Source organism: Streptomyces sp. NPDC086147 (assembly GCF_040702165.1).
Taxonomy (GTDB): domain Bacteria; phylum Actinomycetota; class Actinomycetes; order Streptomycetales; family Streptomycetaceae; genus Streptomyces.
In genome coordinates, this window is the sequence record NZ_JBFBJO010000001.1 from 425,194 (window position 1) to 449,959 (window position 24,766).

Below are 24,766 nucleotides of genomic sequence, written 5' to 3' on the forward strand. Positions count from 1 at the left end.
CCGGCCATGTCGCCGTGTCGTCATGGCCGGATCTTCTTCCTCCTTTTCAGTGGATGAGCGGGAGATGTGATCATCTCCAAATGGAATGAATCTGGACGAAGGGGTACAAGACATGTCCCAGATCGGCACCCCTCACGGCGGGACACGGACATGCCCCAGCCCCCGCTCCCGGACGCTCCGCACCGTCGCCACCCTCACCAGTGCCGTCCTCGCCGTCACCGTCCTCGCCGGATGCATCGCGGACGACGACGAGACCGACGCCGCCCCGCTCGCGGCCCAGGACAACGCGCCCGCCCCGCGCGACCGGGTCGCCGACGGCGGCACCCTGCGCTGGGCCGTCGACGCGGCGCCCACCACCCTCAACGCCTTCCAGGCCGACGCCGACGCCACCACCTCCCGCATCGCCGGAGCCGTGCTCCCCGCCCTCTACACCCTCGACCGGCGGGGCCGGCCGCAGCGGAACCCCGACTACCTGGAGTCCGCGCAGGTCGTCGAGACCGAGCCCAAGCAGGTCGTCCTCTACAAGCTCAACCAGCAGGCCGTGTGGAGCGACGGACGCGAGATCGGCGCCCCCGACTTCGTCGCCCAGTGGCGCGCCCTGAGCGGCCGCGACACCGCGTACTGGACCGCCCGGAACTCCGGCTACGAGCGGATCGAGAAGATCGAGCGAGGCAAGAACGACCTGGAGGTGCGGGTCACCTTCGCCAAGCCCTACGCCGACTGGCAGGCCCTCTTCACCCCCCTCTACCCGAAGCAGGTGATGGGGTCCCCGGACTCCTTCAACGACGGCGCCCGCACCGCCCTCAAGGCCACCGCCGGACCGTTCCTGCTGAAGTCGGTCGACGGCGAGAGCGGCGACGTCACCCTCACCCGCAACCCCCGCTGGTGGGGGCAGGCCGCCAAGCTCGACACCGTCGTCCTCAAGCCCGTCCCCCGCGCCGACCGGACGGACGCCCTCGCCGCCGGCACCCTCGACCTGGCCGAGATCGACCGCTCCACGGCCGAGCGGATCTCCCTGGCGCTCAAGGACGCCCGCGCCGGACGGAACGGCGCGCAGGCCGCCCTCGCCCACGGCCCCGGCTCCGGCATCACCCCCTCCAAGGCCCTGAAGTCCTGGGCCCTCGCCCACGGCTCCGACGAGGAGAAGGCCGAGGAGGTCCGGGCCGCCCGCGAGGAGAACCGGCAGGCGGTCGCCCGGTACGCGAGCGCGCAGGACACCCTGGCCAAGTACGCCGTCCGCAAGTCCCTGGAGCCCGCCTACACCCAGCTCGCGCTGAACGGCGAGTCCGGGCCGCTCTCCGACGAGCGGGTGCGGCGCGCGGTGGCCCGCGCCATCGACCGCCAGGAGCTGGCCGAATCCGTGCTCAAGCCCCTCGGCCTCCCGGCGAAGCCCCCCGGCAGCCACCTGGCCCTCGCCGGCCAGGCGGCGTACAAGGACGGCAGCGACGCCCTCGGCGGCCAGGACACCCAGGAGGCGCGGGCGCTCCTCGCCGACGCCGGCTGGGTCCCCGGCGGCGCCGAGCGGCCCGCCGGCACGAAGGCGGGCAGCGAGGCGGGGACGGCGGGGACGAAGGCCGAAGAGGCCGAGAAGGCGGAGAAGAAGGCGGGAGAGGCCGAGAAGGCCGCCGTCGAGTCCGGGAAGCCCGCGAAGAGCACCGCCACCGCCACCGCCGACGCCAAGAAGAAGAGCGACGACGCCTCCGGGGACGCCCCCTCGGACGAGGGCCTCTACATCGTCGGCGACGACAAGCCGGGCGAGCGCCGGGCCGTCCCCGCCCCCGTCGCCGGCCCCGAGAGCGCCGCCCGCGTCCTCGCCCCGGCCCCCGCCGCCGCCCGGCAGGGCGCCGCGCTCCGGGCCCGGGCCGAAGCCCTCGACACCCGGCCCGAGGCGCTCGAAGCCCGGCCCGGGGCCCTCGACGCCGGTACGGGCGCCGCCGCCCGGGCCGACGCCCCGCAGGCCGCCAAGCCCGACCGGGGGATGCCCGGGGCCTACGCCCCGCGCGGCACCGCCGCGCCCGCCGCCGTCCCCCCGGCCAAGCAGGCCCTCGGCAAGGACGGCAAGGCGCTCAGCCTCCGCTTCGTCCTGCCGTCCGGACCGGGCTCCGAGCCGCTGCGGACGGTGGGGGACCGGATCGTCCGGATGCTCGACGCGGTCGGGATCCGCACCGAGGTCACCAAGGTCTCCGACGAGAGCTTCTTCAAGGACCACATCGCCTCGGGCGACTACGACCTGGCCCTCTACTCCTGGCCCGCCTCCGCCTTCCCCGCGACCGACGCCCGGCCGATCTTCGCCAAGCCCGAGCCCGCCTCGGACGGCTCGCTCATGGTCGAGCAGAACTACTCCCGGGTCGGCACCGACCGCATCGACCAGCTCTTCGACCAGGCGGCGGGCACGCTCGACGAGGAGGAGGCCCTCGAACTCGTCCGCCAGGCCGACGCCCGGATCTGGGCCGCGGCCGGCTCCATCCCCCTCTACCAGCGCCCGCAGCTCGTCGCCGCCAGGGCCGACCTGGTGAACGCGGGGGCCTGGGGCTTCGCCGCCCCCCGCTACCAGGACATCGGTTTCAGGAAGGGCGAGACCCCCAAGGGACCCGAGCGGAACCGGTAAAACCGAGGCACGAACCCACTGAAAGCACTGAAAGCACTGAAACCGCAGGTCACAACCTCAGAACCAGCTCAACTTCCTTGCCCGCCGGCCTCTCCGGCGGGCAGGATCGCGACGGCCCCTTGACCCGGCCGCACGACCTCCCCCACACCCTTGAAACCTCCCAGTAGACCCTCTCGGAACCCGGGCGGGGAAGCCTCTTGCACGGCGGCCCCGTACCATGGGACATAGCCGTGGCGCGTCCGCCCGGCGGGCGTAAGAGGAACTGACGCCGATTCCCACGATCCGAGAGAAGCGCAAGCCACCCATGCCCACGCGCCACGACATCCGCAACGTCGCCATCGTCGCCCACGTCGACCACGGCAAGACGACCATCGTCGACGCCATGCTCAAGCAGGCCGGTGCCTTCGCCGCCCACCAGCAGCTCGACGACCGCATGATGGACTCGAACGACCTGGAACGTGAGAAGGGCATCACGATCCTCGCCAAGAACACGGCGGTGAAGTACCACCCCAAGGACGGCGGGGCCCCGATCACGATCAACATCATCGACACCCCCGGCCACGCCGACTTCGGCGGCGAGGTCGAGCGCGGTCTGTCGATGGTGGACGCGGTCGTCCTCCTCGTGGACGCCTCCGAGGGTCCGCTCCCGCAGACCCGCTTCGTGCTGCGCAAGGCGCTCCAGCAGCGCAAGCCCGTCATCCTCTGCATCAACAAGACGGACCGCCCGGACTCCCGGATCGACGAGGTCGTCAACGAGACCTACGACCTGTTCCTGGACCTGGACGCGGACGAGGACCAGATCGAGTTCCCGATCGTCTACGCCTGCGGCCGTGACGGCGTCGCCTCGCTGACCAAGCCGGAGAACGGCACGGTCCCCGCGGACAGCGACAACCTGGAGCCGTTCTTCTCCGCCATCCTGGAGCACGTCCCGGCCCCGGTGTACGACGAGGAGGCCCCGCTCCAGGCCCACGTCACCAACCTGGACGCCGACAACTTCCTCGGCCGCATCGCGCTGCTCCGCGTCGAGCAGGGCGAGCTGCGCAAGGGCCAGACGGTCGCGTGGATCAAGCGGGACGGCACGATCTCCAACGTCCGCATCACCGAGCTGATGATGACCGAGGCGCTCACCCGCAAGCCGGCCGAGGTCGCCGGCCCCGGTGACATCTGCGCCGTCGCCGGCATCCCCGACATCATGATCGGCGAGACCCTGGCCGACCCGGAGAACCCGATCGCGCTGCCGCTGATCACGGTCGACCAGCCGGCCATCTCCATGACCATCGGCACCAACACCTCGCCGCTCGTCGGCCGCGGCGGCACGGGCAAGGGCGCGGACGCCAAGTCCGCGGTCAAGCAGCGCAAGGTCACCGCCCGCCAGGTCAAGGACCGTCTGGACCGCGAGCTCATCGGCAACGTCTCGCTCCGCGTCCTCGACACCGAGCGCCCGGACGCCTGGGAGGTCCAGGGCCGCGGTGAGCTCGCGCTCGCCATCCTGGTCGAGCAGATGCGTCGCGAGGGCTTCGAGCTGACCATCGGCAAGCCGCAGGTCGTCACCAAGCTCGTCGACGGCAAGGTCCACGAGCCCGTCGAGCGCCTCACGGTCGACGTCCCCGAGGAGCACATGGGCGCGGTCACGCAGCTCATGGGCGTCCGCAAGGGCCGCATGGACAACATGTCGAACCACGGCTCGGGCTGGGTCCGCATGGAGTTCGTCGTCCCGTCTCGCGGCCTCATCGGCTTCCGTACGGAGTTCCTCACCAACACCCGCGGCACGGGCATCGCCCACTCGATCCACGAGGGCCACGAGCCGTGGTTCGGCACCCTGACGACCCGTAACAACGGTTCGCTCGTCGCCGACCGCGCCGGTGCCGTCACCGCCTTCGCGATGACCAACCTCCAGGAGCGCGGCGTCCTGTTCACCGACCCCGGCACCGAGGTGTACGAGGGCATGATCGTCGGCGAGAACTCGCGCTCCGACGACATGGACGTGAACATCACCAAGGAGAAGAAGCTCACCAACATGCGCTCCTCCTCGGCCGACTCCTTCGAGGCGATCGTCCCGCCGCGCAAGCTCTCCCTGGAGCAGTCCCTGGAGTTCTGCCGCGACGACGAGTGCGTCGAGGTCACCCCGGAGGCCGTGCGCATCCGCAAGGTGATCCTGGACCAGAACGCGCGCGGCCGCGCGTCCTCCCGCGCCAAGAACGGCTGATCCGGAACCGGTTCGACCGGTCCCGACCGCGTGACCTGAGCCCCGCCGGTTCCGGCGGGGCTCAGTCGTGCCCCCGTGCCGGGCGGAGGCGCCCCGGCGGCGTCACCGGGGCCACCTGCGAGGATCCGTCACGGAGGTCGTCGCGGAGGTCGTCGCGGAGGTCGTCGCGAGGGTCGTCCCGGGGGCCTTCGCGAGGCCGGGGAAGGGGATCGATCCCGCACCCGCCGTCAAGTCGAATTCAGAGATCCGGTGTCCGGATACCGGTCATCGCTCTCCGGAACGTGTATTAACAGTCCGTTTCGGGGGTGTCTGTCTGGACTCACTTTGTCCGGATTTCGGTACCTCGGGGGGTGGTGATGTTGTCAAAACGAGACCACTTAAGTGTGGTTTACGGCCCGGACGTACTTAATAGTTGGCTCCATTGAGCTCGGGTCAATGGGTCACGCACTGTGGGGAGTGCCGACTCACGAGCACACTCGGGGCACTTGAGTGCATAGCCGTCAGGGGTGTCGGCGAAACTCGGAGTGCCCCTCTTGTAGTGACAAAGTGGACTCATGAGGAGGAACCCATGCGCGGTGCCAAGAGCGCCAAGTGGGTAACGGGCGCGATCATCGTCGCCCTTGCTGCGACCGCCTGTGGCGGGGGGAAGAGCGACGGCGGCAGCGACGCCAAGGGCGCTGTTGACCCGAACGGAATCTTCTCCATCGAGCTCGGTGAGCCCGAGAAGCCCCTGTACACCGGCGACACGATGGAGTCCAACGGCTCCGCCGTCATGGCCGGCCTGTTCTCGACCCTGGTCGACTACAAGGCCGACGGTTCGCTGGAGATGATCAACGCCGAGTCGGTCACCACGACGGACTCGAAGACGTGGACCGTCAAGCTCAAGCCGGGCTGGACCTTCCACGACGGCACCCCGGTCACCGCCAAGTCCTACGTGGACGCGTGGAACTGGAACGCCAACGTCAAGAACGCCATGGGTCTCAACTCGTGGTTCGCCGACATCAAGGGCTTCGAGAAGCTCAGCCCGTCCGAGGAGGGCGCGCAGCCCACCGCCGACAAGCTGGACGGTCTGAAGGTCGTCGACGAGAACAGCTTCACCATCGAGCTGTCGAAGGCCGTCCCGTACTTCGGCCACAAGCTCGCCTACATCGTCTTCGCCCCGCTGCCCGAGGCGTTCTACAAGGACACCAAGGCCGCCGGCCAGAAGCCGATCGGCAACGGTCCCTACAAGTTCAAGAGCTGGGACCACAAGAAGCAGATCGAGATCGTCCGTTACGACGACTACAAGGGCCCGAACAAGGCGAAGAACGGCGGTGTGGTCTTCAAGAACTACACCACCCTCGAGGCCGCCTACGAGGACCTGAAGTCGGGCAACGTCGACGTCCTGCGTCAGCTCGCCCCGAAGGACCTCCCGGTCTACCGCCAGGACCTCGGCGACCGCGCCGTCGACCAGGCGTACTCCGCGATCCAGACCGTCGCCGTGGCCTTCTACGCCGACCAGTGGAGCAAGCCCAAGCAGGTCGACCCCAAGGTCATCCAGGGCATCTCGATGGCCATCGACCGCGCCACCATCACCAAGACGGTGCTCCAGGGCACCCGCGAGCCCGCCTCCGGCTGGGTCGCCAAGGGTGTGCTCGGGTACCAGCCGAACGCGGTCGACGTCACCAAGTTCGACCCGGCCAAGGCCAAGGAGCTCATCAAGGCCGGCGGCGGCGTCCCCGGCAACAAGATCTCCATCCAGTTCAACGCCGACGGCGGGCACAAGGAGTGGGTGGACGCGGTCTGCAACTCCATCACCCAGTCCACGGGCGTCGCGTGCACCGGTGACGGCAAGCCGGACTTCCAGGCCGACCTCCAGGCCCGGAAGAACAAGCAGGTCAAGTCGTTCTACCGCTCCGGTTGGGTGCTCGACTACCCGGTGAACGCCAACTTCATCTCGGACCTGTTCCGTACGGGTGCGGCGGGCAACCAGGGTGGCTTCTCCAACAAGGAGCTGGACGCCAAGATCGCGAAGGCGGACTCCGCTCCCACGCTGGACGAGTCGGTCAAGGAGTTCCAGGCCATCGAGAAGGACCTGGTCAACTACATGCCGTCCATCCCGCTCTGGTACTACAAGGTCAACGCGGGCTACTCCGAGAAGGTTTCGGGCGTGGCTTACGGTCAGGACGGCGACCCGATCCTGACCGGCGTCGAGGTCCACAAGTAAACCTGAAAGCGTAGTCCGCAAGCCGTCACGGGACTGACGGATCGTCAGTCCCGTCTCGGCGCCTTACGCAGCGGCTGGGGGGCCCTTCCACGGCACCGTGCTGCCCGAATCCGGGCAGTGCGCCGTCGTGGAGGGGCCCTCGGCTGCGGCCGTCACATCTCAACGGAGGCATGATGGGGCGCTATGTCGCACGACGACTGCTCCAGATGATCCCGGTTTTCTTCGGGACAACCCTGCTGATCTTCCTCATGGTCTACAGCCTGCCCGGTGACCCCGTGGCCGGTCTGTTCGGAGACAAGGGGGCGTCCCCCGCGACCATCGCGGAGATCAGACACAAGCTCGGTCTCGACCAGCACATCCTGAAGCAGTACTGGGACTACATCAGTGGAATCCTCTTCCACTTCGACTTCGGTACGCAGATCCGCAACGACCGGCCTGTGACCGAAGTGCTGGGCGACGCGTTCCCCGTCACGATCCAGCTGGCGGCCCTCGCCTTCGCCTTCGAGCTCGTGTTCGGCCTCGGCCTCGGCATCATCGCCGGCCTCCGCGCCGGTCGCATGGCCGACAACGCGATCCTGATCTTCACCCTGCTGATCATCTCGATCCCGGTCTTCGTGCTCGGCTTCATCATCAAGATGGTCTTCGCGTTCCAGCTCGGCTGGATCGAGCCGAACGTCAGCAACGACCAGCTGCTGTCCGAGATGATCGCCCCCGCCATCGTCCTCGGTGGTCTCTCCCTCGCCTATGTGGCGCGGCTCACCCGCACCTCCATGGCGGAGAACCTGCGCGCCGACTACATGCGCACGGCCGTCGCCAAGGGCCTGCCGAAGCGCCGCATCATCGGCGTCCACCTCATGCGCAACTCGATGATCCCCGTCGTCACCTTCCTCGGCACCGACATCGGCGCCCTGATGGGCGGCGCGGTCGTCACCGAAGGCATCTTCAACGTCAAGGGTGTCGGTGGTCTGATCTACGAGTCGATCAGCCGCCGCGAGGGCAGCACCCTCGTCGGTCTCGTCACCGTCCTGGTGGTCGTCTACCTCATCACCAGCCTGCTCATCGACCTGCTGTACGCGGTCCTGGACCCGAGGATCCGGTATGCCTGACGTGACCAAGACCGCGGCCGCCGCGTCGGTGGACGCCGTCACCACCCCTCCGGTGGAGGCGTCCGCCCCCCAGCCGCCCAAGGCGGAGAAGCCCCGCTCGCTCTGGGGCGACGCGTGGCGCGACCTGCGCCGCAACCCGTACTTCATCGTGTCGTCGGTGCTGATCTTCTTCCTGCTGCTCATCGCGGTGTTCCCGGGGCTGTTCACCAGTGCCTCGCCCACGGCCGGTGACCTCGTCAAGCACTACGTCGGCAAGCCCGAGCTCGGCGACATCGGCTCGCCCGGCTGGCTCGGCTACGACATCCAGGGCCGCTCGGTCTACGCCCGCCTGATCTACGGCACCCGCGCCTCGATCATCGTCGGCGTCTGCGTCACCCTGATCGTCACCGTGGTCGGCGGCGCCATGGGCATGATCGCCGGTTACTTCGGCGGCTGGGTGGACGCGGTCCTCTCCCGCCTCACCGACGTCTTCTTCGGCATCCCCTTCCTGCTCGGCGCGATGGTCGTCCTCCAGGCCTTCGTCGAGCGCACCGTCTGGGTCGTCGTCTTCGCCCTCGCCTTCCTCGGCTGGACGCAGATGGCCCGCGTCATGCGCGGCGCCGTGATCACGGTCAAGCAGGCCGACTACGTCCACGCCGCCAAGGCGCTGGGCGCCGGCACCAACCGGATCCTCTTCCGGCACATCCTGCCGAACGCCATGGCCCCGGTGATCGTCGTCGCCACCATCGCCCTCGGCGGCTACATCTCCGCCGAGGCGACCCTGTCCTACCTGGGGCTCGGCCTCGCCGCCCCGACCGTCTCGTGGGGTGTCGACATCTCCGCGGGTGTTCAGGCGATCCGTACGTCGCAGCACATCCTGCTGTACCCGTCGATCATGCTGAGCCTCACCGTTCTGGCGTTCATCATGCTCGGCGAAGCCGTCCGCAACGCCCTCGACCCCAAGCTGCGCTGAGGAGGGCGTAAAAGATGAGCATCATCGACAAGACCGCGGCCTTCCCCGCGCCGCGCGACGGGTCCGGCACCGGCCCGCTGCTCGAAGTCCGCGACCTGCACGTGGAGTTCCACACCCGTGACGGTGTGGCCAAGGCGGTCAACGGCGTCAACTACTCGGTGAACGCCGGCGAGACCCTCGCCGTCCTCGGCGAGTCCGGCTCCGGCAAGTCCGTCACCGCCCAGGCCATCATGGGCATCCTCGACATGCCGCCCGGCAAGATCCCGCAGGGCGAGATCCTGTTCCGCGGCCAGGACATGCTGAAGATGTCCGAGGAGGAGCGCCGGAAGATCCGCGGCCGCAAGATCGCGATGATCTTCCAGGACGCGCTGTCCTCCCTGAACCCGGTCCTCAACGTCGGCTACCAGCTCGGCGAGATGTTCCGGGTCCACCAGGGCCTGTCCAAGAAGGACGCCAGGACCAAGGCCATCGAGCTGATGGACAAGGTCAAGATCCCGGCCGCCAAGGCCCGGGTCACCGACTACCCCCACCAGTTCTCCGGCGGCATGCGCCAGCGCATCATGATCGCCATGGCGCTGGCCCTGGAGCCGGACCTGATCATCGCCGACGAGCCCACCACGGCTCTCGACGTGACCGTCCAGGCCCAGGTCATGGACCTCCTCGCGGAGCTCCAGCAGGAATACAACATGGGCCTGATCCTGATCACCCACGACCTCGGCGTCGTCGCCGACGTCGCGGACAAGATCGCCGTGATGTACGCCGGCCGGATCGTCGAGCAGGCGCCCGTGCACGAGCTGTACAAGCGCCCGGCCCACCCGTACACCCGCGGTCTGCTGGACTCGATCCCGCGCCTGGACCAGAAGGGCCAGGAGCTCTACGCGATCAAGGGCCTGCCGCCCAACCTGCTCCGCGTGCCCACCGGCTGCGCCTTCAACCCGCGCTGCCCCAAGGCCGAGGACATCTGCCGCACGGAGATCCCGGCCCTGGTGCCGGTCACCGAGCAGGACGGCACGGACCTTCCGGGCCGCAAGAGCGCCTGCCACTTCTGGAAGGAGACGATCCATGGCTGACATCGGCAAGAACGACGAGGCCGTGGCCGCCGCCAACGAAGAGGCCCTGGTCGCCGCCATCGAGGCCCCCCTGGTCCGTGGCGAGCCGATCCTCCAGGTGCGCGGACTGAAGAAGCACTTCCCGCTGACGCAGGGCATCCTCTTCAAGAAGCAGGTCGGCGCGGTCAAGGCCGTGGACGGGGTCTCCTTCGACCTCTACCAGGGCGAGACCCTCGGCATCGTGGGCGAGTCCGGCTGTGGCAAGTCCACGGTCGCCAAGCTCCTGATGAACCTGGAGCGGGCCACTGCGGGCGAGGTCTTCTACAAGGGCCAGGACATCACCAAGCTGTCCGGGCGCGCCCTGAAGGCGGTCCGGCGCAACATCCAGATGGTGTTCCAGGACCCGTACACCTCGCTCAACCCGCGCATGACGGTCGGCGACATCATCGGCGAGCCCTTCGACATCCACCCCGAGGTGGCCCCGAAGGGCGACCGGCGCCGCAAGGTGCAGGAGCTCCTGGACGTCGTCGGCCTGAACCCGGAGTACATCAACCGGTACCCGCACCAGTTCTCCGGCGGTCAGCGCCAGCGCATCGGCATCGCCCGCGGTCTCGCGCTCAACCCCGAGATCATCATCTGCGACGAGCCGGTCTCGGCCCTGGACGTCTCCGTCCAGGCCCAGGTCATCAACCTGATGGAGAAGCTCCAGGACGAGTTCAACCTCTCCTACCTCTTCATCGCGCACGACCTGTCGATCGTCCGGCACATCTCGGACCGCGTCGGCGTCATGTACCTCGGCAAGATGGCCGAGATCGGTACGGACACCGAGATCTACGAGCACCCGACGCACCCGTACACGCAGGCGCTGCTCTCCGCGGTACCGGTGCCGGACCCGGAGGCCCGCGCGCACCGCGAGCGGATCATCCTCACCGGTGACGTCCCGTCGCCGGCGAACCCGCCGTCGGGCTGCAGCTTCCGCACCCGCTGCTGGAAGGCGCAGGAGCGCTGCGCCCAGGAGGTCCCGCTCCTCGCGGTGCCCTCCGTCTTCAAGGGCCAGGACACCCCGGCCGCCCACTTCTCGGCGTGCCACTTCGCCGAGGAGAAGCAGGTCGTCCCGGTGCACTGACACCCCGCGCGGTTCCGCACGGCCGGCTCCCGGCGCCCCACGGCGCCAGGAGCCAGCCGTTTTCCGTGCGCCCCCGCCGTCGCACTGATGGGCGCCGACAACATGCATGGGCACTGATACGGGGTGATATTGGGGCTCTCAGTGTGAATCGGCACATACGGGAGGCACTCCATGCGCGGAGCCACGCACGCCAAGTGGGCCGCTCTGGCCACCGCCGTCGCCCTCGCGGCGACCGCCTGCGGCGGCGGGGACAGCGGCGGAGGAGCGGACGGCGTCGTGTCCTCCTCGTGGGGCGACCCGCAGAACCCGCTGGAGCCGGCCAACACCAACGAGGTCCAAGGCGGCAAGGTCCTGTCGATGATCTTCCGGGGGCTCAAGCAGTACGACCCCAAGACCGGCGAGGCCAAGGACATGCTCGCCGAGAAGATCGACACCACCGACTCCACCAACTTCACCATCACCGTCAAGGACGGCTGGACCTTCTCCAACGGCGAGAAGGTCACCGCCAAGTCCTTCGTCGACGCCTGGAACTACGGCGCCAACCTGAAGAACAACCAGAAGAACGCCTACTTCTTCGGCCAGATCGAGGGCTACGACCAGGTCCACCCCGAGAAGGGCCAGCCCACCGCCCAGACCATGTCCGGCCTCAAGGTCACCGGCGACCGCACCTTCACGGTCAAGCTCACCCAGAAGTTCTCCACCTGGCCGGTCACCCTCGGCTACGCGGCCTTCGCCCCGCTGCCCCAGTCCTTCTTCAGCGACCGCGCCGGCTGGCTCTCGAAGCCCGTCGGCAACGGCCCGTACACCATCGACTCCTACTCCAAGGGGTCCCAGATGGTCCTGAAGAAGTGGGACGCCTACCCCGGCACCGACAAGGCGCAGAACGGCGGCGTGACCCTCAAGGTCTACACCGACAACAACACCGCCTACACCGACCTGATCGCCGGCAACCTCGACCTCGTCGACGACGTCCCCGCCGCCCAGCTCAAGAACGTCGAGGCCGACCTCGGCGACCGGTACCTCAACGTGCCCGCCGGCATCATCCAGACCCTCTCCTTCCCGTTCTACGACCCGAACTGGAACAAGCCGAACCAGGCGAAGCTGCGCCAGGGCCTGTCACGGGCGATCGACCGGAACCAGATCACCGAGACGATCTTCCAGAAGACCCGCACCCCCGCCGTCGACTGGACCTCGCCCGTCCTCGGCGAGGACGGCGGCTTCAAGGACGTCTGCGGCGACCTCTGCAAGTACGACGCCGCCGAGGCGAAGAAGCTGGTCGCCGAGGGCGGCGGCATCCCCGGCGGCACCATGAAGATCTCGTACAACGCCGACACCGGCAGCCACAAGGAGTGGGTGGACGCGGTCTGCAACTCCATCAACCGTGCCCTCGGCAACGACCGCGCCTGCGTCGGCAACCCCGTCGGCACCTTCGCCGACTACCGCAACCAGGTCACCACGCAGAAGCTCACCGGCCCGTTCCGCGCCGGCTGGCAGATGGACTACCCGCTCATCCAGAACTTCCTCCAGCCGCTGTACTACACCAACGCCTCGTCCAACGACGGCAAGTGGACGAACCCCGAGTTCGACAAGCTGGTGAACCAGGCCAACGCCGAGGCCGACACCGCCAAGGCCGTCGGGATCTTCCAGCAGGCCGAGGAGGTCCTCCGCGACGACATGGGCGCCATCCCGCTCTGGTACCAGAACGGCAGCGCCGGCTACTCGGAGCGCGTGAGCAACGTGACCCTGAACCCCTTCAGCGTCCCGGTCTACGACCAGATCAAGGTGAACTGACGCCGTAGCAGGCCGACGGCGCACGGCCCGGCCCGCGGACCCCCGCGCCGGGCCGTACGCCGTCCTCGGACCCTTCCCGGAGCCGAACCCCCTTCCCGGAGCCGAACCCCCTTCCCGGAGCCAACCCCCGGAGTCCCTCATGGGTCGATACGTGATCCGGCGACTGCTGCAGATGATCCCGGTCTTCTTCGGCGCCACGCTGCTGATCTTCCTGATGGTGAACGTGATGGGCGACCCCGTCGCCGGACTGTGCGGCGACCGCCAGTGCGACCCGGCGACCGCCGCCCAGCTCAAGAAGGAGTTCGGCCTCGACAAGCCGGTCTGGCAGCAATACCTGACCTACATGGGCAACGTCTTCACCGGCGACTTCGGCACGGCCTTCAACGGCCAGGAGGTCACCGAGCTGATGGCCAACGCCTTCCCGGTCACCATCCGGCTCACCATCGTCGCGATCCTCTTCGAGATCGTCATCGGCATCAGCCTCGGCGTCCTCACCGGTCTCAAGCGCGGCCACCCCGTCGACACCACCGTGCTGCTGCTCACCCTGGTCGTCATCTCCGTCCCGACCTTCGTCACCGGCCTGCTCGTCCAGCTCCTCCTCGGCGTCAAGTGGAAGTGGATCGACCCCTCGGTCTCCTCCGCCGCCACCTTCGACGAACTGATCGTCCCCGGCCTGGTCCTCGCCTCCGTGTCGCTCGCCTATGTCACCCGGCTCACCCGGACCTCGATCGCCGAGAACAAGCGCGCCGACTACGTCCGCACCGCCGTCGCCAAGGGACTGCCCCGCCGCAGGGTCATCACCCGGCACCTGCTGCGCAACAGCCTCATCCCCGTGGTCACCTTCATCGGCACCGACATCGGCGCGCTCATGGGCGGCGCCATCGTCACCGAGCGGATCTTCAACATCCACGGAGTCGGCTACCAGCTCTACCAGGGCATCCTCCGCCAGAACACCCAGACCGTGGTCGGCTTCGTCACCGTCCTCGTCCTGGTCTTCCTGGTGGCCAACCTGCTCGTCGACCTCCTGTACGCCGTCCTTGACCCGAGGATCCGCTATGCCTGAGATGCCCGAGCACCACGACGAAGGGTCGGCCATCGCCTCGACCGGGGCCGGGGGCGCCACCGACCTCGCGATGTCCGAGGCCGAGACCCTGGAAAAGGTCCCCGGCGGCCCCGACGGCACCGGGCCCGAGAAGAAGGCCCGCTCCCTCTGGTCCGACGCCTGGCACGACCTGCGCCGGAACCCGGTCTTCATCATCTCCGGCCTGGTCATCCTCTTCCTGGTGGTCATCGCGATCTGGCCGCAGCTCATCGCCAGTGGCAACCCGCTGGACTGCGACCTCTCCAAGGCCCAGGAGGGCTCCCAGCCCGGCCACCCCTTCGGCTTCAACGGCCAGGGCTGCGACGTCTACACCCGCACGGTCTACGGAGCCAGGGCCTCCATCGAGGTCGGCGTCCTCTCCACCCTCGGCGTGACCCTCCTCGGCTCGGTCCTCGGCGGCCTCGCCGGCTTCTACGGCGGCGCCTGGGACGGCTTCCTCTCCCGGATCACCGACATCTTCTTCGCCATCCCCGTCGTCCTCGGCGGTCTGGTCCTGCTCTCCGTCGTCAGCAACAACACCGTCTGGCCCGTCATCGGCTTCATGGTGCTGCTCGGCTGGCCGCAGATCTCCCGCATCGCCCGCGGCTCCGTCATCACCGCCAAGCAGAACGACTACGTCCAGGCGGCCCGCGCGCTCGGCGCCTCCAACTCCCGGATGCTGCTGCGGCACATCACGCCCAACGCCGTCGCCCCCGTGATCGTCGTCGCCACCATCGCCCTCGGCACGTACATCTCCCTGGAGGCCACGCTCTCCTTCCTCGGCGTCGGCCTCAAGCCCCCGACCGTCTCCTGGGGCATCGACATCTCCGCGGCCTCGCCGTACATCCGCAACGCCCCGCACATGCTGCTCTGGCCGGCCGGCGCGCTGGCCGTCACGGTGCTCGCCTTCATCATGCTCGGCGACGCCGTCCGCGACGCCCTCGACCCCAAGCTGAGGTAGGGATCCATGCTGCTCGAAGTGCGCGACCTGCACGTGGAGTTCCACACCCGGGACGGGGTGGCCAAGGCGGTCAACGGCGTCGACTACTCCGTCGACGCGGGAGAGACCCTCGCCGTCCTCGGCGAGTCCGGCTCCGGCAAGTCCGTCACCGCCCAGGCCGTCATGGGCATCCTCGACATCCCCCCGGGGAGGATCACCCGGGGCGAGATCCTCTTCCAGGGCCAGGACCTCCTGAAGCTCAAGGAGGACGAGCGGCGCAAGATTCGGGGCGCCAAGATGGCCATGGTCTTCCAGGACGCGCTGTCCTCCCTCAACCCCGTCCTCAGCGTCGGCGACCAGCTCGGCGAGATGTTCCAGGTCCACAAGGGCATGTCGCGGAAGGACTCCAGGGCCAAGGCCGTCGAGCTGATGGACCGGGTCCGCATCCCCGCCGCCAAGGAACGCGTCGGCCAGTACCCGCACCAGTTCTCCGGCGGCATGCGCCAGCGCATCATGATCGCCATGGCGCTCGCCCTCGAACCCGAGCTGATCATCGCCGACGAGCCCACCACCGCCCTCGACGTCACCGTCCAGGCCCAGGTCATGGACCTCCTCGCCGAGCTCCAGCGCGAGCTCAACATGGGCCTCATCCTCATCACCCACGACCTCGGCGTCGTCGCCGACGTGGCCGACAAGATCGCCGTGATGTACGCCGGCCGGATCGTCGAGCGGGCCCCCGTCCACGAGATCTACAAGGCCCCCGCCCACCCCTACACCAAGGGCCTCCTCGAATCGATCCCGCGCCTGGACCAGAAGGGCCAGGACCTCTACGCGATCAAGGGCCTGCCGCCCAACCTGCTGCACATCCCGCCCGGCTGCGCCTTCAACCCGCGCTGCCCGATGGCCCAGGACGTCTGCCGGACCGACGAGCCCCCGCTGTACGAGGTGACCGACTCCCCGGTGCCGCGCGCCAGCGCCTGCCACTTCTGGAAGGAGTGCCTCCATGGCTGAGACGGCCGAGGCGATTCTCGAAGTCCGGGACCTCCACAAGCACTACCCGCTGACGCAGGGCATCCTCTTCAAGAAGCAGGTCGGCGCCGTCAGGGCCGTCGACGGCGTCGACTTCGACCTCGTCGCCGGCGAGACCCTCGGCATCGTCGGCGAGTCCGGCTGCGGCAAGTCGACCGTCGCGAAGATGCTGGTCAACCTGGAACGGCCCACCTCCGGCACCATCCGCTACAAGGGCGAGGACATCACCAAGCTCTCCGCCCGCGCCCTGAAGGCGGTCCGGCGCAACATCCAGATGGTCTTCCAGGACCCGTACACCTCGCTCAACCCGCGCATGACCGTCGGCGACATCATCGGCGAGCCGTACGAGATCCACCCCGAGGTCGCGCCCAAGGGCGACCGGCGCCGCAAGGTCCAGGACCTCCTGGACGTCGTCGGCCTCAACCCCGAGTACATCAACCGCTACCCGCACCAGTTCTCCGGCGGCCAGCGCCAGCGCATCGGCATCGCCCGCGGCCTCGCCCTCCAGCCCGAGGTCATCGTCGCCGACGAACCGGTCTCGGCCCTCGACGTCTCCGTCCAGGCCCAGGTCGTCAACCTCCTGGAACAGCTCCAGTCCGAGTTCTCCCTGTCGTACGTCTTCATCGCCCACGACCTGTCGATCGTGCGGCACATCTCCGACCGGGTCGGCGTCATGTACCTCGGCCGGATCGTCGAGATCGGCACCGACGCGCAGATCTACGACCACCCCACCCACCCCTACACGCAGGCGCTGCTCTCCGCCGTCCCCGTCCCCGACCCCGAGGCGCGCGCCCACCGCGAGCGGATCATCCTCACCGGGGACGTGCCCTCCCCGGCCAACATCCCCTCCGGCTGCCGCTTCCGCACCCGCTGCTGGAAGGCGCGGGAGCGCTGCGCCGAGGAGGTCCCCCTCCTGGCGGTCCCGGCCGTCTTCCGGCTCACCGACAGCCCGGCCCGCCACGACTCCGCCTGCCACTTCGCGGAGGAGAAGCACGTGGTCGCGGAGGAGCACAGGGCGGTCCTGGAGAAGGGCGGTGTTCCGGACCCGGAGAAGCCGGAGGGCGGCGCCCCTGACCTGGAGAAGAGGCCCGGCACCCCGCCCCCGGGCGGCAGCCACCTCTTCGGTACGGAGGACGGGGCGCCGGGGACGGACCCGCCCCCCGACACTCCTTAACACCGGGGCAACCCGCCCGACTCGGCTCCGATATACGGACACGCCAGGCTGCACACCGTACGGCCGTGCGGGTGCCGTGGGCCGGCCGGAGCGCACCAGGCGCTCCGGCCGGCCGCCCCCGCCGCTCCGGATATCCGGAACCGCTTGTTTCGGCCGTTCGCGACCGTGAGTATCGATGCCGTGACTGTGACACGACCGGCACGACTCACCGGCGCCGCGCTCTGCGGCGCGCTCGTCCTCGTCACCACCGTGTGGGTCCTCAAGGACCTCGCCGCACTCGGCTCGCCCGCCGACCTCGCCTGGTACTGGGCCGGGGACCTGTTCTTCCTCGCCCGGGGGCGGGCCGCCACCTCGCTGCTCGACCCGGTGCTCCTCGTCGCCTCCGCGGCCGCCGCCGTCGCCGCCCTCCGCTCGCGGCACGCCGCCTCCGCGCTCGCCGCGACCGGCGCCGTCACCGGCGCCCTGCGCCTGCCCGGCCTCTGGGCGCCCGGCGGCGGGGCCCTCGTCACCGCCCTCCTCGAACTGGCCCTCGCCGCCGGCCTCGTCCTCGTCGCCGCCGTCGGCCGCCGCCCGGCGGACGTCCCGTACGAGCCGCTCCCCGGCCGCCCCCGCACCGGCCCCGCCGTCGCCGCCGGGATCCTCCTCGCCGTCGCCGCCGTCACCACGGCCGGCTGGGAGCTGTACCGGTTCGCCGAACTGCCCCTGGAGGTCACCGTCGACCGGTTCACCGGCGGCCGGTCCGTCGTCAAGGCGGCCCTCGCGCCCCCGCCCGGCTGGCTGTCGGCGGTCCTCGTCGCGCTGTGCGCCACGGCCGCCGTCTCCGCCCTCGCGCGGGCCCGCCACAGCCGCGCCTTCGGGCTGCTCGCCGGGGCGCTGCTTGCCGCCGACGGCCTCGCCGGGACCGCCGTGACCGTCCGGTACGGGATGCTCGCCCACCTCGCGGACCTGCCCGCCGCGCACCGGGCGGCCGTCCTCACCTCCGTCCTCGGGCTCCTCGTGGGCGCCGCCGTCCTCGCCCTCCTGGCCGGGCGCGGCGCCCCCGCCCCCGCACCCGGCCCGTACCCGCCGGCGGGGGCGCTGCCGCCGCCCCCGCCGCACCCCCGGCCGCCCGGCTGGTGATCCGGGCTCAGCCCCGGTCGAGGCCGAGGGACCGCTTCAGGAAGTCCACCTGGAGCAGGAGCAGGTTCTCCGCCACCTGCTCCTGCGGCGTCATGTGCGTGACGCCCGACAGCGGCAGCACCTCGTGCGGCCGGCCCGCCGCGAGCAGCGCGGAGGAGAGCCGCAGCGCGTGCCCCACCACCACGTTGTCGTCCGCGAGCCCGTGCACGACCAGCATCGGCCGCACCGGCACCTCCGGCGACGACAGCCCGTCGTCGGTGAGCAGCGACTGCGCCGCGTACACCTCCGGGTCGTCCTGCGGGGTCCCGAGGTACCGCTCCGTGTAGTGGGTGTCGTAGAGCCGCCAGTCCGTCACCGGCGCCCCGACGACGGCCGCGTGGAAGACGTCCGGCCGCCGGAGCACCGCCCGCGCCGCCAGATAGCCGCCGTACGACCAGCCCCGGACCGCCACCCGCCCCAGGTCCAGCGGGAAGCGCCCGGCGAGCGCGTGCAGCGCCTCCACCTGGTCGTCGAGCGTCGGCGTCAGATCGCGCAGGATCGCCTTCTCCCAGGCGGGGGAGCGGCCCGGCGTGCCGCGCCCGTCCGCCACGACCACGGCGAAGCCCTGGTCGGCGAACCACTGGGACGTCAGGTGCGGGTTGTGCGCGGCCACCACCCGCTGCCCGTGCGGGCCGCCGTACGGATCCATCAGGACCGGCAGCGGCCCGTCGCCCTCCTCGTACCCCGAGGGCAGCAGCACCGCGCACGGGATCCGCCGCGCCCCGGCCTCCGTGAGCCGCACCCGGGCGGAGATCACCGGACGCTGCGCGTGCGAGGCGACCGTCGCGACCCGCTCGCCGTCCCGCAGCACCAGCGCCGTGCTCCCCGGCTCCCCGGGCCGCGCCGACACCAGGACGGTCACCGCCCCCGTACGCACCGCTCCGTGCGCGCCGGCGCCCTCGGAGACCCGCTCGGCGCCCTCCTCCGTCACCCGGTAGACGTGGACCTCACCGGTCTCCGGCGCCGCGGCGCCCGCGCCCGCCGACGCCGCCACGAGGACGTCGTCCGGACCGACGTCGAGCACCGCCCGGACGTGCAGCCGCCCGTCGGTCAGGGCCCGGTCCCCGACGGCCAGGACCCGCGCCCCGCCGTCGCCCGTGTCCACGTCCGCGCCCCCGTCCGCGACGTCAGCGATCCGCACGAGCCGTCCGTCCGCGCTCCACGCCGGCACCCCCGGAAGGAGCTCCAGCCACGCCGGGTCCTCCTCCACGAGCACGGTCGAGACCGCCCCGGTCGCCGGATCCACCGCCAGGTGCGCCTGCTCCCGCTGCTCCCGGGTCTGGACGAGCAGCAGCGGCGCCCCGGCCGCCGACCAGTGCACCCGCGCCAGGTACGGGTACCGCTCCCGGTCCCACTCCACCTCCGTGCGCGACCCGTCGAGGCCCAGGACGAACAGCCGCACCTCCGCGTTGTCCGTGCCCGCCGCCGGGTACCCCACCCGCTGCGGCTCCCGTTCCGGGTGCGCCGGGTCCGCGATCCACCAGGTCCGCACCGCCCGGTCGTCCACCCGCGCCACGAGCAGCCGGTCCGAGTCCGGGGACCACCAGTGGCCGCGATACCGCCCCATCTCCTCCGAGGCGATGAATTCGGCCAATCCGTAGGAGACGTCCGGGTCCTCCGGAACGGCCAGCGCCCGGTCGCCCGAGCCGTCCGCGCCCACCACCCGCAGCGCGCCCTCCGCCACGTACGCCACGAACCGCCCGTCCGGCGAGGGACGCGGGTCGATCACCGGTCCCGGCACCGGCAGCTCCCGCGCCGTGCCCGTCCGCAGCTCCGCCGCGAACAGCCGCCCGGACAGCGCGAACGCCGCCAACTCCACGGCTCCGTCCACCGCGTACGCCACGATCCCGGCCGAGCCCTCCCGGCTCCGCTCCCGGCGCGCCCGCTCCTGCGGGGACAACTCCTCCTCCGCGCCCGCGAGCAGCACCTCCGGATCGGCCGCCACCCGCTCCGCCGGACCGCCGCCCGGCGGCAGGTCCAGCACCCAGAGCCGGTGCGAACGGTCCGTGCCGGAGACGGATCTGACGAACACCACCCGCTCCCCGTCCGGGGAGACCGAGAAACCGCGCGGGACCCCCAGGGCGAACCGCTGGGTCCGGGCGTGCTGACGGGGGAAGGAGAGCCCGGCCGGGGGTGTGGCGGGCTGCTGTCGAGACAAGGTCATGAGGCCGAAACTAGCGCTGTGCGCCCCCCTCGTGCCTCCGTCCGCCGATCGATGCGATGGCACGGATAGTTATGATCCGTAGCGCTGGGTGGGTATGCATCCGTCTGGCACATGCGTTCTGCTCCTTGCCGGAACCGCTCAGAGCAAACCGACCGAAGAAGTCCTACCGAGAAGTGTGGAGGTGAACCGCCGTGGCACTCTCGATCTCCGTGGTGGTGCTGCTGGCGATCGTCGTCTTCCTTCTGATCCGGAAATCCGGGTTGAAGGCCGGACATGCGGCGATCTGTGCGCTCCTGGGCTTCTACCTGGCGAGCTCGTCCATCGCCCCTTCCATCAGCACCCTCACGACCAACGTGGCGGGCATGATCGGCGGTCTCAAGTTCTGAGCCCCCGCACCCGGGGTCTCCTCCCGGTCCGGCCGTGCGGGGTCTCGTAGGGTGGGGGCATGTCCGATCTCCCCGCCCGCCGTCTGCTGCTGGTGCACGCGCACCCGGACGACGAGTCGATCAACAACGGCGTCACCATGGCCAGGTACGCGGCCGAGGGCGCCCTCGTCACCCTCGTCACCTGCACGCTCGGCGAGGAGGGCGAGGTCATCCCGCCCGGCCTCGCCCACCTGGCGCCGGACCGGGAGGACCTGCTCGGCCCGCACCGCGTCGGCGAACTCGCCGCCGCGATGGCCGAACTGGGCGTCACCGACCACCGCTTCCTCGGCGGCCCGGGGCGCTTCCGCGACTCGGGGATGATGGGCGCCGAGCAGAACGGGCGGGACGGCGCCTTCTGGAGCACGCCCGTCGACGACGCCGCCCCGCACCTCGTCGAGGTGATCCGCGAGACCCGCCCGCAGGTCCTCGTCACCTACGACCCCGACGGCGGCTACGGCCACCCCGACCACATCCAGGCCCACCGGGTCGCCACCCGCGCCGCCGAACTGGCCGCCGACCCGGCCTTCCGCCCCGACCTCGGCCCGGCCCACGCGATCGCCAAGGTCTACTGGAACCGCGTCCCGCGCCCCGCCGCCGAGGCCGGCTTCGCCCGGCTGCGCGCCGAGGGCTCCGCCTTCCCGGCGGTCGCGGAGGTCGACGACGTCCCCGGCGTCGTCGACGAGGACCGGATCACCGCCGAGATCGCCGCGACCCCGGAGCAGGCGGCCCGCAAGAGCGCCGCGATGGCCGCGCACGCCACCCAGGTCGCCGTCGACGGGCCCTTCTTCGCCCTCTCCAACGACCTCGGGCAGCCGATCCTCACCACCGAGTACTACGAGCTGGTCCGGGGCGTCCACGGCGCCCCCGGGGGCGAGCGCGAGACGGACCTCTTCGCGGGGGTGACCGCGTGACCCCCGCCGCCTCCTCCCCGAACTCCCCGAACCCGCCGCGCGGGCGGGCGGCCTCCCCGGGCGGTCCCCCGCCGTCCGGCCCGGCGCGGTCCGGCCCCGGGTCCGACGGCCGCCCCGTCCCGCGCGGCGCCCGGTACGCCTGGTACGCCCTCCTGTTCGTCCTCGGCGCCCTCGTCGGGACCGCCGGGACCCTCGTCCAGGCCGCCTGGCTCCCCGCCGGCCTGCTCCTCGCGCTCCTCGCCACGGCGGGCCTCTTCTACGGCGGGCTGCGCGCCACCGGCACCCAGGTCGGCGTGGTCGCGCCGGGCGTCGGCTGGCTCCTCTCCGTCGTCCTGCTCAGCTTCGGACGCCCCGAGGGCGACGGGGTGTTCGGCGGGGGCGTCGGCGAGCTGCTGTTCCTCTTCGGGGGCATGGGTGTCGCTGTGATGTGCGCCACGCTGTCCCGGCTGCCGCGACCGGCCCGGTGAACAGGGGGACTTGAGGTCGGAGACGTCCCGACTTCGTCCGGATTGCTCTTCGTCGGGGGTCCGGGGGTCGGGTGCGGGGCGGCGGCGGCCAGTATGGTGGTGCGCGCCGCCGAACCGCCCGGGTCACACGAGCATCAGCAAGAGCGGGCGGTGGAGCCAACCGGGAGATCCTGCTTTGAGTCGTGAAACTGGTCGAGAGACTGACAGTTCGTCCTCCGGCGCCCAGGGGCGCGGTGGAGCCGCATACCCCTCGGGCACCCCGCCGTACGGTTCCCGCCAGTATCCGTCGCTCCACCCCTCGCAGGACGCGTCCGAGGAGACCGCGGCCGCGTCCGCACCGCCGGAGGAGCCCAAGACCGAGACGACGCTGACGACCCGGATCCGGATCAACATCCCGGGTTCGCGTCCGATCCCGCCGGTCGTGGTCCGCAAGACGGTCAACGAGCCGTCCGCCCCGGAGGCCGAGCCGGAGCCCGCGCCCGCCGCGGAGCCCGCGCCCGAGCCGGTGGCGGCCCCGGAGCCGCCGAAGGCCGAGGAGACGAGCGACTGGTTCGCGCCGCGCAAGTCCGCGGCGCCCGCCCCGGCCCCGGCGCCGTCCCCCGCGCCCGCTCCGGGCCCGAAGCGCACGGCACCCGGCCCGGACGCCCCGGGCACGGGCTTCGCGGGCTCCGCGACCTCGGGCGTCCCGGCGGTCGGCGGCACCCCGTCGAGCCGCCCGGTCGCCCCGGCCGGCGCCGCCCCGGGCAACCCGCTGTACGAGACCGGCACCCCGGCGGGCGGCACGCCGATGTACGAGGGGACGCCCGCGGGCGGCACGCCGACGTACGACGGCACTCCGGCCGGCGGCACCCCGGCGTACGACGGGGCCTCCGCCGGCGGCACGCCCCCGTACGACGGCACCCCGGCGGGCGGCACGCCCGTCCACGGCGGTCCGGCGGCCCCGTCCGGTCCGACCACCGGCCCGGTCACCGGCACCGCCTCGTTCGCCGGCCCCGGCGGCGGGGGCCCCTTCCGGGCACAGAACGGCCAGGGCGGCCAGGGTCCGATGGCCGGGCAGGGCCAGGGCCAGGGCGGTCAGGGCCAGGGTCGTCCGCCCGCAGGCGGTCCGGGCGCGGGCTCCCCGTTCCCCGGCGGCGCCCCGCGCATGTCCGACGACACCACGGTCCTGAGGGCCCAGCAGCCCGCACCGGCCCCCGGCCGCGGCCCCCGCCAGGGCGGCCCGGCGGCCGAGGGCGGCCACCACGTCTCCGGCGACACGCTCACCAGCGGCATCCCCGTGGTCCCGCCGGCGACGGCCCGCCCGAACCCCGGCCCGCGCACCGAGGAGCGGCCGGCCCCCGCCCCGGCCGCGCGCCAGGCCCCCGCGAAGAAGGGCCGCTCCAAGCTGGTCCTCCTCGGCGCCGGAGTCGTCGGCCTCCTCGGCGTCGCCTACGGCGCGGGACTGCTCCTCAACCACTCCGACGTCCCCAAGGGCACCACGGTGCTCGGCGTGGACATCGGCGGCGGCACGAAGGAGGAGGCCGTCGACAAGCTGGAGGCGAAGCTCGGCAAGCGCGCCCACGCCCCGCTCCAGCTCTCCGTCGGCGGCAAGAAGGTCCCGCTGCCCCCGGAGAAGGCGGGCCTGTCCCTCGACAGCCAGGAGACCGTCCGCGCCGCCGCCGGCAGCGACTACAACCCGGTGTCGGTCATCGGCTCCCTCTTCGGCGGCGAGCGGGTCGCCAAGCCGGTCTTCCCGGTCGACGAGGAGAAGCTCGCCGTCGCCCTGACCGACCTCGCGGGCGCCTCCGGCTCCGCCACCGAGGGCACGATCCTCTTCGCGCCGAACAAGGTGACCGCGGTCGAGGGCAAGCCCGGCAAGGGCCTGGACGTCCGGCGCTCGATCTACTCGGTCCGCGACGCCTTCCGCGCCCAGGTCGAGACGGGGCAGGCCAAGGTGGTCGAGCTGCCCGTCACGTCCCGCCAGCCGACGGTCACCAAGGCCGAGCTGGACCGGGCGATGAAGGAGTTCGCGGAGCCCGCGATGTCCGACCGGATCACGATCAGGGCGGGCGGCAAGGAGATCCAGTTCGGCCCGGCGCGGTCGCTGCCGCAGATCCTCTCCATGAAGCCCGTGAACGGCCGCCTGGTCGAGGTCTACGACAAGAAGGCGATCGAGCGGCTCCTGGACGGTGCCTTCAAGGGCGTCATGATCACCAAGGGCGACGGCGCCAAGCACGAGCTCTCCGTCGACGACGTGGCGTTCGCGATGCGCGACGCGCTGATGGGCAAGACGCCCGCGGAGCGCACGAAGACGATCGACCTGTCCGGCGAGGGCTGACGGCCCGGACGTCCGAACGCGAGGACGGTGGCGGCGGTGCGGCGCTCGGGCGCGGC

General features: G+C 71.0%; 18 protein-coding genes. 17 read left to right on the top strand and 1 reads right to left on the bottom strand.

The genetic code is table 11. From position 1 onward, the window contains the following. The first annotated feature begins 112 nt into the window (after nucleotides 1–112). The 13 genes from AB0398_RS02075 to AB0398_RS02135 all read left to right on the top strand — a co-directional run bounded on the left by AB0398_RS02075 (nucleotide 113) and on the right by AB0398_RS02135 (nucleotide 18,387). The gene (locus tag AB0398_RS02075) at nucleotides 113–2,608 is read left to right on the top strand and encodes an ABC transporter family substrate-binding protein (protein ID WP_366371590.1); all 2,496 of its coding nucleotides are present in this window, start codon (nucleotides 113–115) and stop codon (nucleotides 2,606–2,608) included. 304 nt (nucleotides 2,609–2,912) lie between these two features. Continuing rightward, nucleotides 2,913–4,814 carry a translational GTPase TypA gene (gene typA, locus AB0398_RS02080; protein WP_355967926.1) on the top strand — a complete coding sequence of 634 codons (1,902 nt, stop codon included), beginning with the start codon at nucleotides 2,913–2,915 and terminating at the stop codon, nucleotides 4,812–4,814. A gap of 568 nt (nucleotides 4,815–5,382) precedes the next feature. Further along, on the top strand, nucleotides 5,383–7,020 hold the full coding sequence (locus AB0398_RS02085; protein ID WP_366371592.1) for an ABC transporter substrate-binding protein: 1,638 nt from the start codon (nucleotides 5,383–5,385) through the stop codon (nucleotides 7,018–7,020). Nucleotides 7,021–7,193: 173 nt separating this feature from the next. Then, the gene (locus AB0398_RS02090) at nucleotides 7,194–8,126 is read left to right on the top strand and encodes an ABC transporter permease (RefSeq protein WP_366372333.1); all 933 of its coding nucleotides are present in this window, start codon (nucleotides 7,194–7,196) and stop codon (nucleotides 8,124–8,126) included. Next, nucleotides 8,119–9,078 carry an ABC transporter permease gene (locus AB0398_RS02095; protein WP_366371593.1) on the top strand — a complete coding sequence of 320 codons (960 nt, stop codon included), beginning with the start codon at nucleotides 8,119–8,121 and terminating at the stop codon, nucleotides 9,076–9,078. Before AB0398_RS02090 ends, AB0398_RS02095 begins: the two co-directional genes overlap by 8 nt. A gap of 14 nt (nucleotides 9,079–9,092) precedes the next feature. Beyond that, nucleotides 9,093–10,148 carry an ABC transporter ATP-binding protein gene (locus AB0398_RS02100; protein ID WP_366371595.1) on the top strand — a complete coding sequence of 352 codons (1,056 nt, stop codon included), beginning with the start codon at nucleotides 9,093–9,095 and terminating at the stop codon, nucleotides 10,146–10,148. Further along, nucleotides 10,141–11,253 carry a dipeptide ABC transporter ATP-binding protein gene (locus AB0398_RS02105; RefSeq protein ID WP_366371597.1) on the top strand — a complete coding sequence of 371 codons (1,113 nt, stop codon included), beginning with the start codon at nucleotides 10,141–10,143 and terminating at the stop codon, nucleotides 11,251–11,253. Before AB0398_RS02100 ends, AB0398_RS02105 begins: the two co-directional genes overlap by 8 nt. Before the next feature lie 171 nt (nucleotides 11,254–11,424). Beyond that, the gene (locus tag AB0398_RS02110; RefSeq protein WP_366371599.1) at nucleotides 11,425–13,044 is read left to right on the top strand and encodes an ABC transporter substrate-binding protein; all 1,620 of its coding nucleotides are present in this window, start codon (nucleotides 11,425–11,427) and stop codon (nucleotides 13,042–13,044) included. Nucleotides 13,045–13,183: 139 nt separating this feature from the next. Next, on the top strand, nucleotides 13,184–14,107 hold the full coding sequence (locus tag AB0398_RS02115; protein ID WP_366371601.1) for an ABC transporter permease: 924 nt from the start codon (nucleotides 13,184–13,186) through the stop codon (nucleotides 14,105–14,107). Continuing rightward, nucleotides 14,100–15,086 (top strand): ABC transporter permease, encoded by a 987-nt coding sequence (locus AB0398_RS02120; protein ID WP_366371603.1) that lies wholly within the window; start codon nucleotides 14,100–14,102, stop codon nucleotides 15,084–15,086. Before AB0398_RS02115 ends, AB0398_RS02120 begins: the two co-directional genes overlap by 8 nt. Nucleotides 15,087–15,092: 6 nt before the next feature. Then, a complete protein-coding gene (locus AB0398_RS02125; RefSeq protein ID WP_366371605.1) occupies nucleotides 15,093–16,076 on the top strand; it encodes an ABC transporter ATP-binding protein in 984 nt (327 codons plus the stop codon). Further along, nucleotides 16,069–17,268, top strand: a complete 1,200-nt coding sequence (locus AB0398_RS02130; protein WP_366371607.1) for a dipeptide ABC transporter ATP-binding protein — start codon at nucleotides 16,069–16,071, stop codon at nucleotides 17,266–17,268. The genes AB0398_RS02125 and AB0398_RS02130 overlap by 8 nt, the downstream gene beginning before the upstream one ends. A 180-nt stretch (nucleotides 17,269–17,448) precedes the next feature. Continuing rightward, complete coding sequence (locus tag AB0398_RS02135; protein ID WP_366371609.1) at nucleotides 17,449–18,387, top strand: hypothetical protein; 939 nt, start codon at nucleotides 17,449–17,451, stop codon at nucleotides 18,385–18,387. Between the two features lie 7 nt (nucleotides 18,388–18,394). Here AB0398_RS02135 and AB0398_RS02140 read toward each other — a convergent pair whose 3' ends face one another. Further along, the gene (locus tag AB0398_RS02140) at nucleotides 18,395–20,590 is read right to left on the bottom strand and encodes a prolyl oligopeptidase family serine peptidase (protein WP_366371611.1); all 2,196 of its coding nucleotides are present in this window, start codon (nucleotides 20,588–20,590) and stop codon (nucleotides 18,395–18,397) included. A 191-nt stretch (nucleotides 20,591–20,781) separates the two neighbouring features. Here AB0398_RS02140 and AB0398_RS02145 point away from each other — a divergent pair, with 191 nt between their 5' ends. From AB0398_RS02145 to AB0398_RS02160, 4 genes are all read left to right on the top strand, one after another. Continuing rightward, nucleotides 20,782–20,976, top strand: coding sequence for a hypothetical protein (locus AB0398_RS02145; protein ID WP_053640878.1), 195 nt, complete (start codon nucleotides 20,782–20,784; stop codon nucleotides 20,974–20,976). Nucleotides 20,977–21,035: 59 nt separating this feature from the next. Continuing rightward, nucleotides 21,036–21,926, top strand: coding sequence for an N-acetyl-1-D-myo-inositol-2-amino-2-deoxy-alpha-D-glucopyranoside deacetylase (mshB, locus tag AB0398_RS02150; protein ID WP_366371613.1), 891 nt, complete (start codon nucleotides 21,036–21,038; stop codon nucleotides 21,924–21,926). Further along, a complete protein-coding gene (locus AB0398_RS02155) occupies nucleotides 21,923–22,393 on the top strand; it encodes a DUF6113 family protein (protein ID WP_366371615.1) in 471 nt (156 codons plus the stop codon). The genes mshB and AB0398_RS02155 overlap by 4 nt, the downstream gene beginning before the upstream one ends. 133 nt (nucleotides 22,394–22,526) lie before the next feature. After that, the gene (locus AB0398_RS02160) at nucleotides 22,527–24,710 is read left to right on the top strand and encodes a hypothetical protein (protein ID WP_366372334.1); all 2,184 of its coding nucleotides are present in this window, start codon (nucleotides 22,527–22,529) and stop codon (nucleotides 24,708–24,710) included. The last annotated feature ends 56 nt before the right edge of the window (nucleotides 24,711–24,766 follow it).

Coding starts and splice junctions, on each gene's coding strand:
- AB0398_RS02105 (WP_366371597.1), top strand. CDS start 10,141: ATGGCTGACATCGGCAAGAACGACGAGGCCGTGGCCGCCGCCAACGAA.
- AB0398_RS02085 (WP_366371592.1), top strand. CDS start 5,383: ATGCGCGGTGCCAAGAGCGCCAAGTGGGTAACGGGCGCGATCATCGTC.
- AB0398_RS02120 (WP_366371603.1), top strand. CDS start 14,100: ATGCCTGAGATGCCCGAGCACCACGACGAAGGGTCGGCCATCGCCTCG.
- typA (WP_355967926.1), top strand. CDS start 2,913: ATGCCCACGCGCCACGACATCCGCAACGTCGCCATCGTCGCCCACGTC.
- AB0398_RS02100 (WP_366371595.1), top strand. CDS start 9,093: ATGAGCATCATCGACAAGACCGCGGCCTTCCCCGCGCCGCGCGACGGG.
- mshB (WP_366371613.1), top strand. CDS start 21,036: ATGTCCGATCTCCCCGCCCGCCGTCTGCTGCTGGTGCACGCGCACCCG.
- AB0398_RS02110 (WP_366371599.1), top strand. CDS start 11,425: ATGCGCGGAGCCACGCACGCCAAGTGGGCCGCTCTGGCCACCGCCGTC.
- AB0398_RS02075 (WP_366371590.1), top strand. CDS start 113: ATGTCCCAGATCGGCACCCCTCACGGCGGGACACGGACATGCCCCAGC.
- AB0398_RS02140 (WP_366371611.1), bottom strand. CDS start 20,590: ATGACCTTGTCTCGACAGCAGCCCGCCACACCCCCGGCCGGGCTCTCC.
- AB0398_RS02095 (WP_366371593.1), top strand. CDS start 8,119: ATGCCTGACGTGACCAAGACCGCGGCCGCCGCGTCGGTGGACGCCGTC.
- AB0398_RS02125 (WP_366371605.1), top strand. CDS start 15,093: ATGCTGCTCGAAGTGCGCGACCTGCACGTGGAGTTCCACACCCGGGAC.
- AB0398_RS02115 (WP_366371601.1), top strand. CDS start 13,184: ATGGGTCGATACGTGATCCGGCGACTGCTGCAGATGATCCCGGTCTTC.
- AB0398_RS02130 (WP_366371607.1), top strand. CDS start 16,069: ATGGCTGAGACGGCCGAGGCGATTCTCGAAGTCCGGGACCTCCACAAG.
- AB0398_RS02090 (WP_366372333.1), top strand. CDS start 7,194: ATGGGGCGCTATGTCGCACGACGACTGCTCCAGATGATCCCGGTTTTC.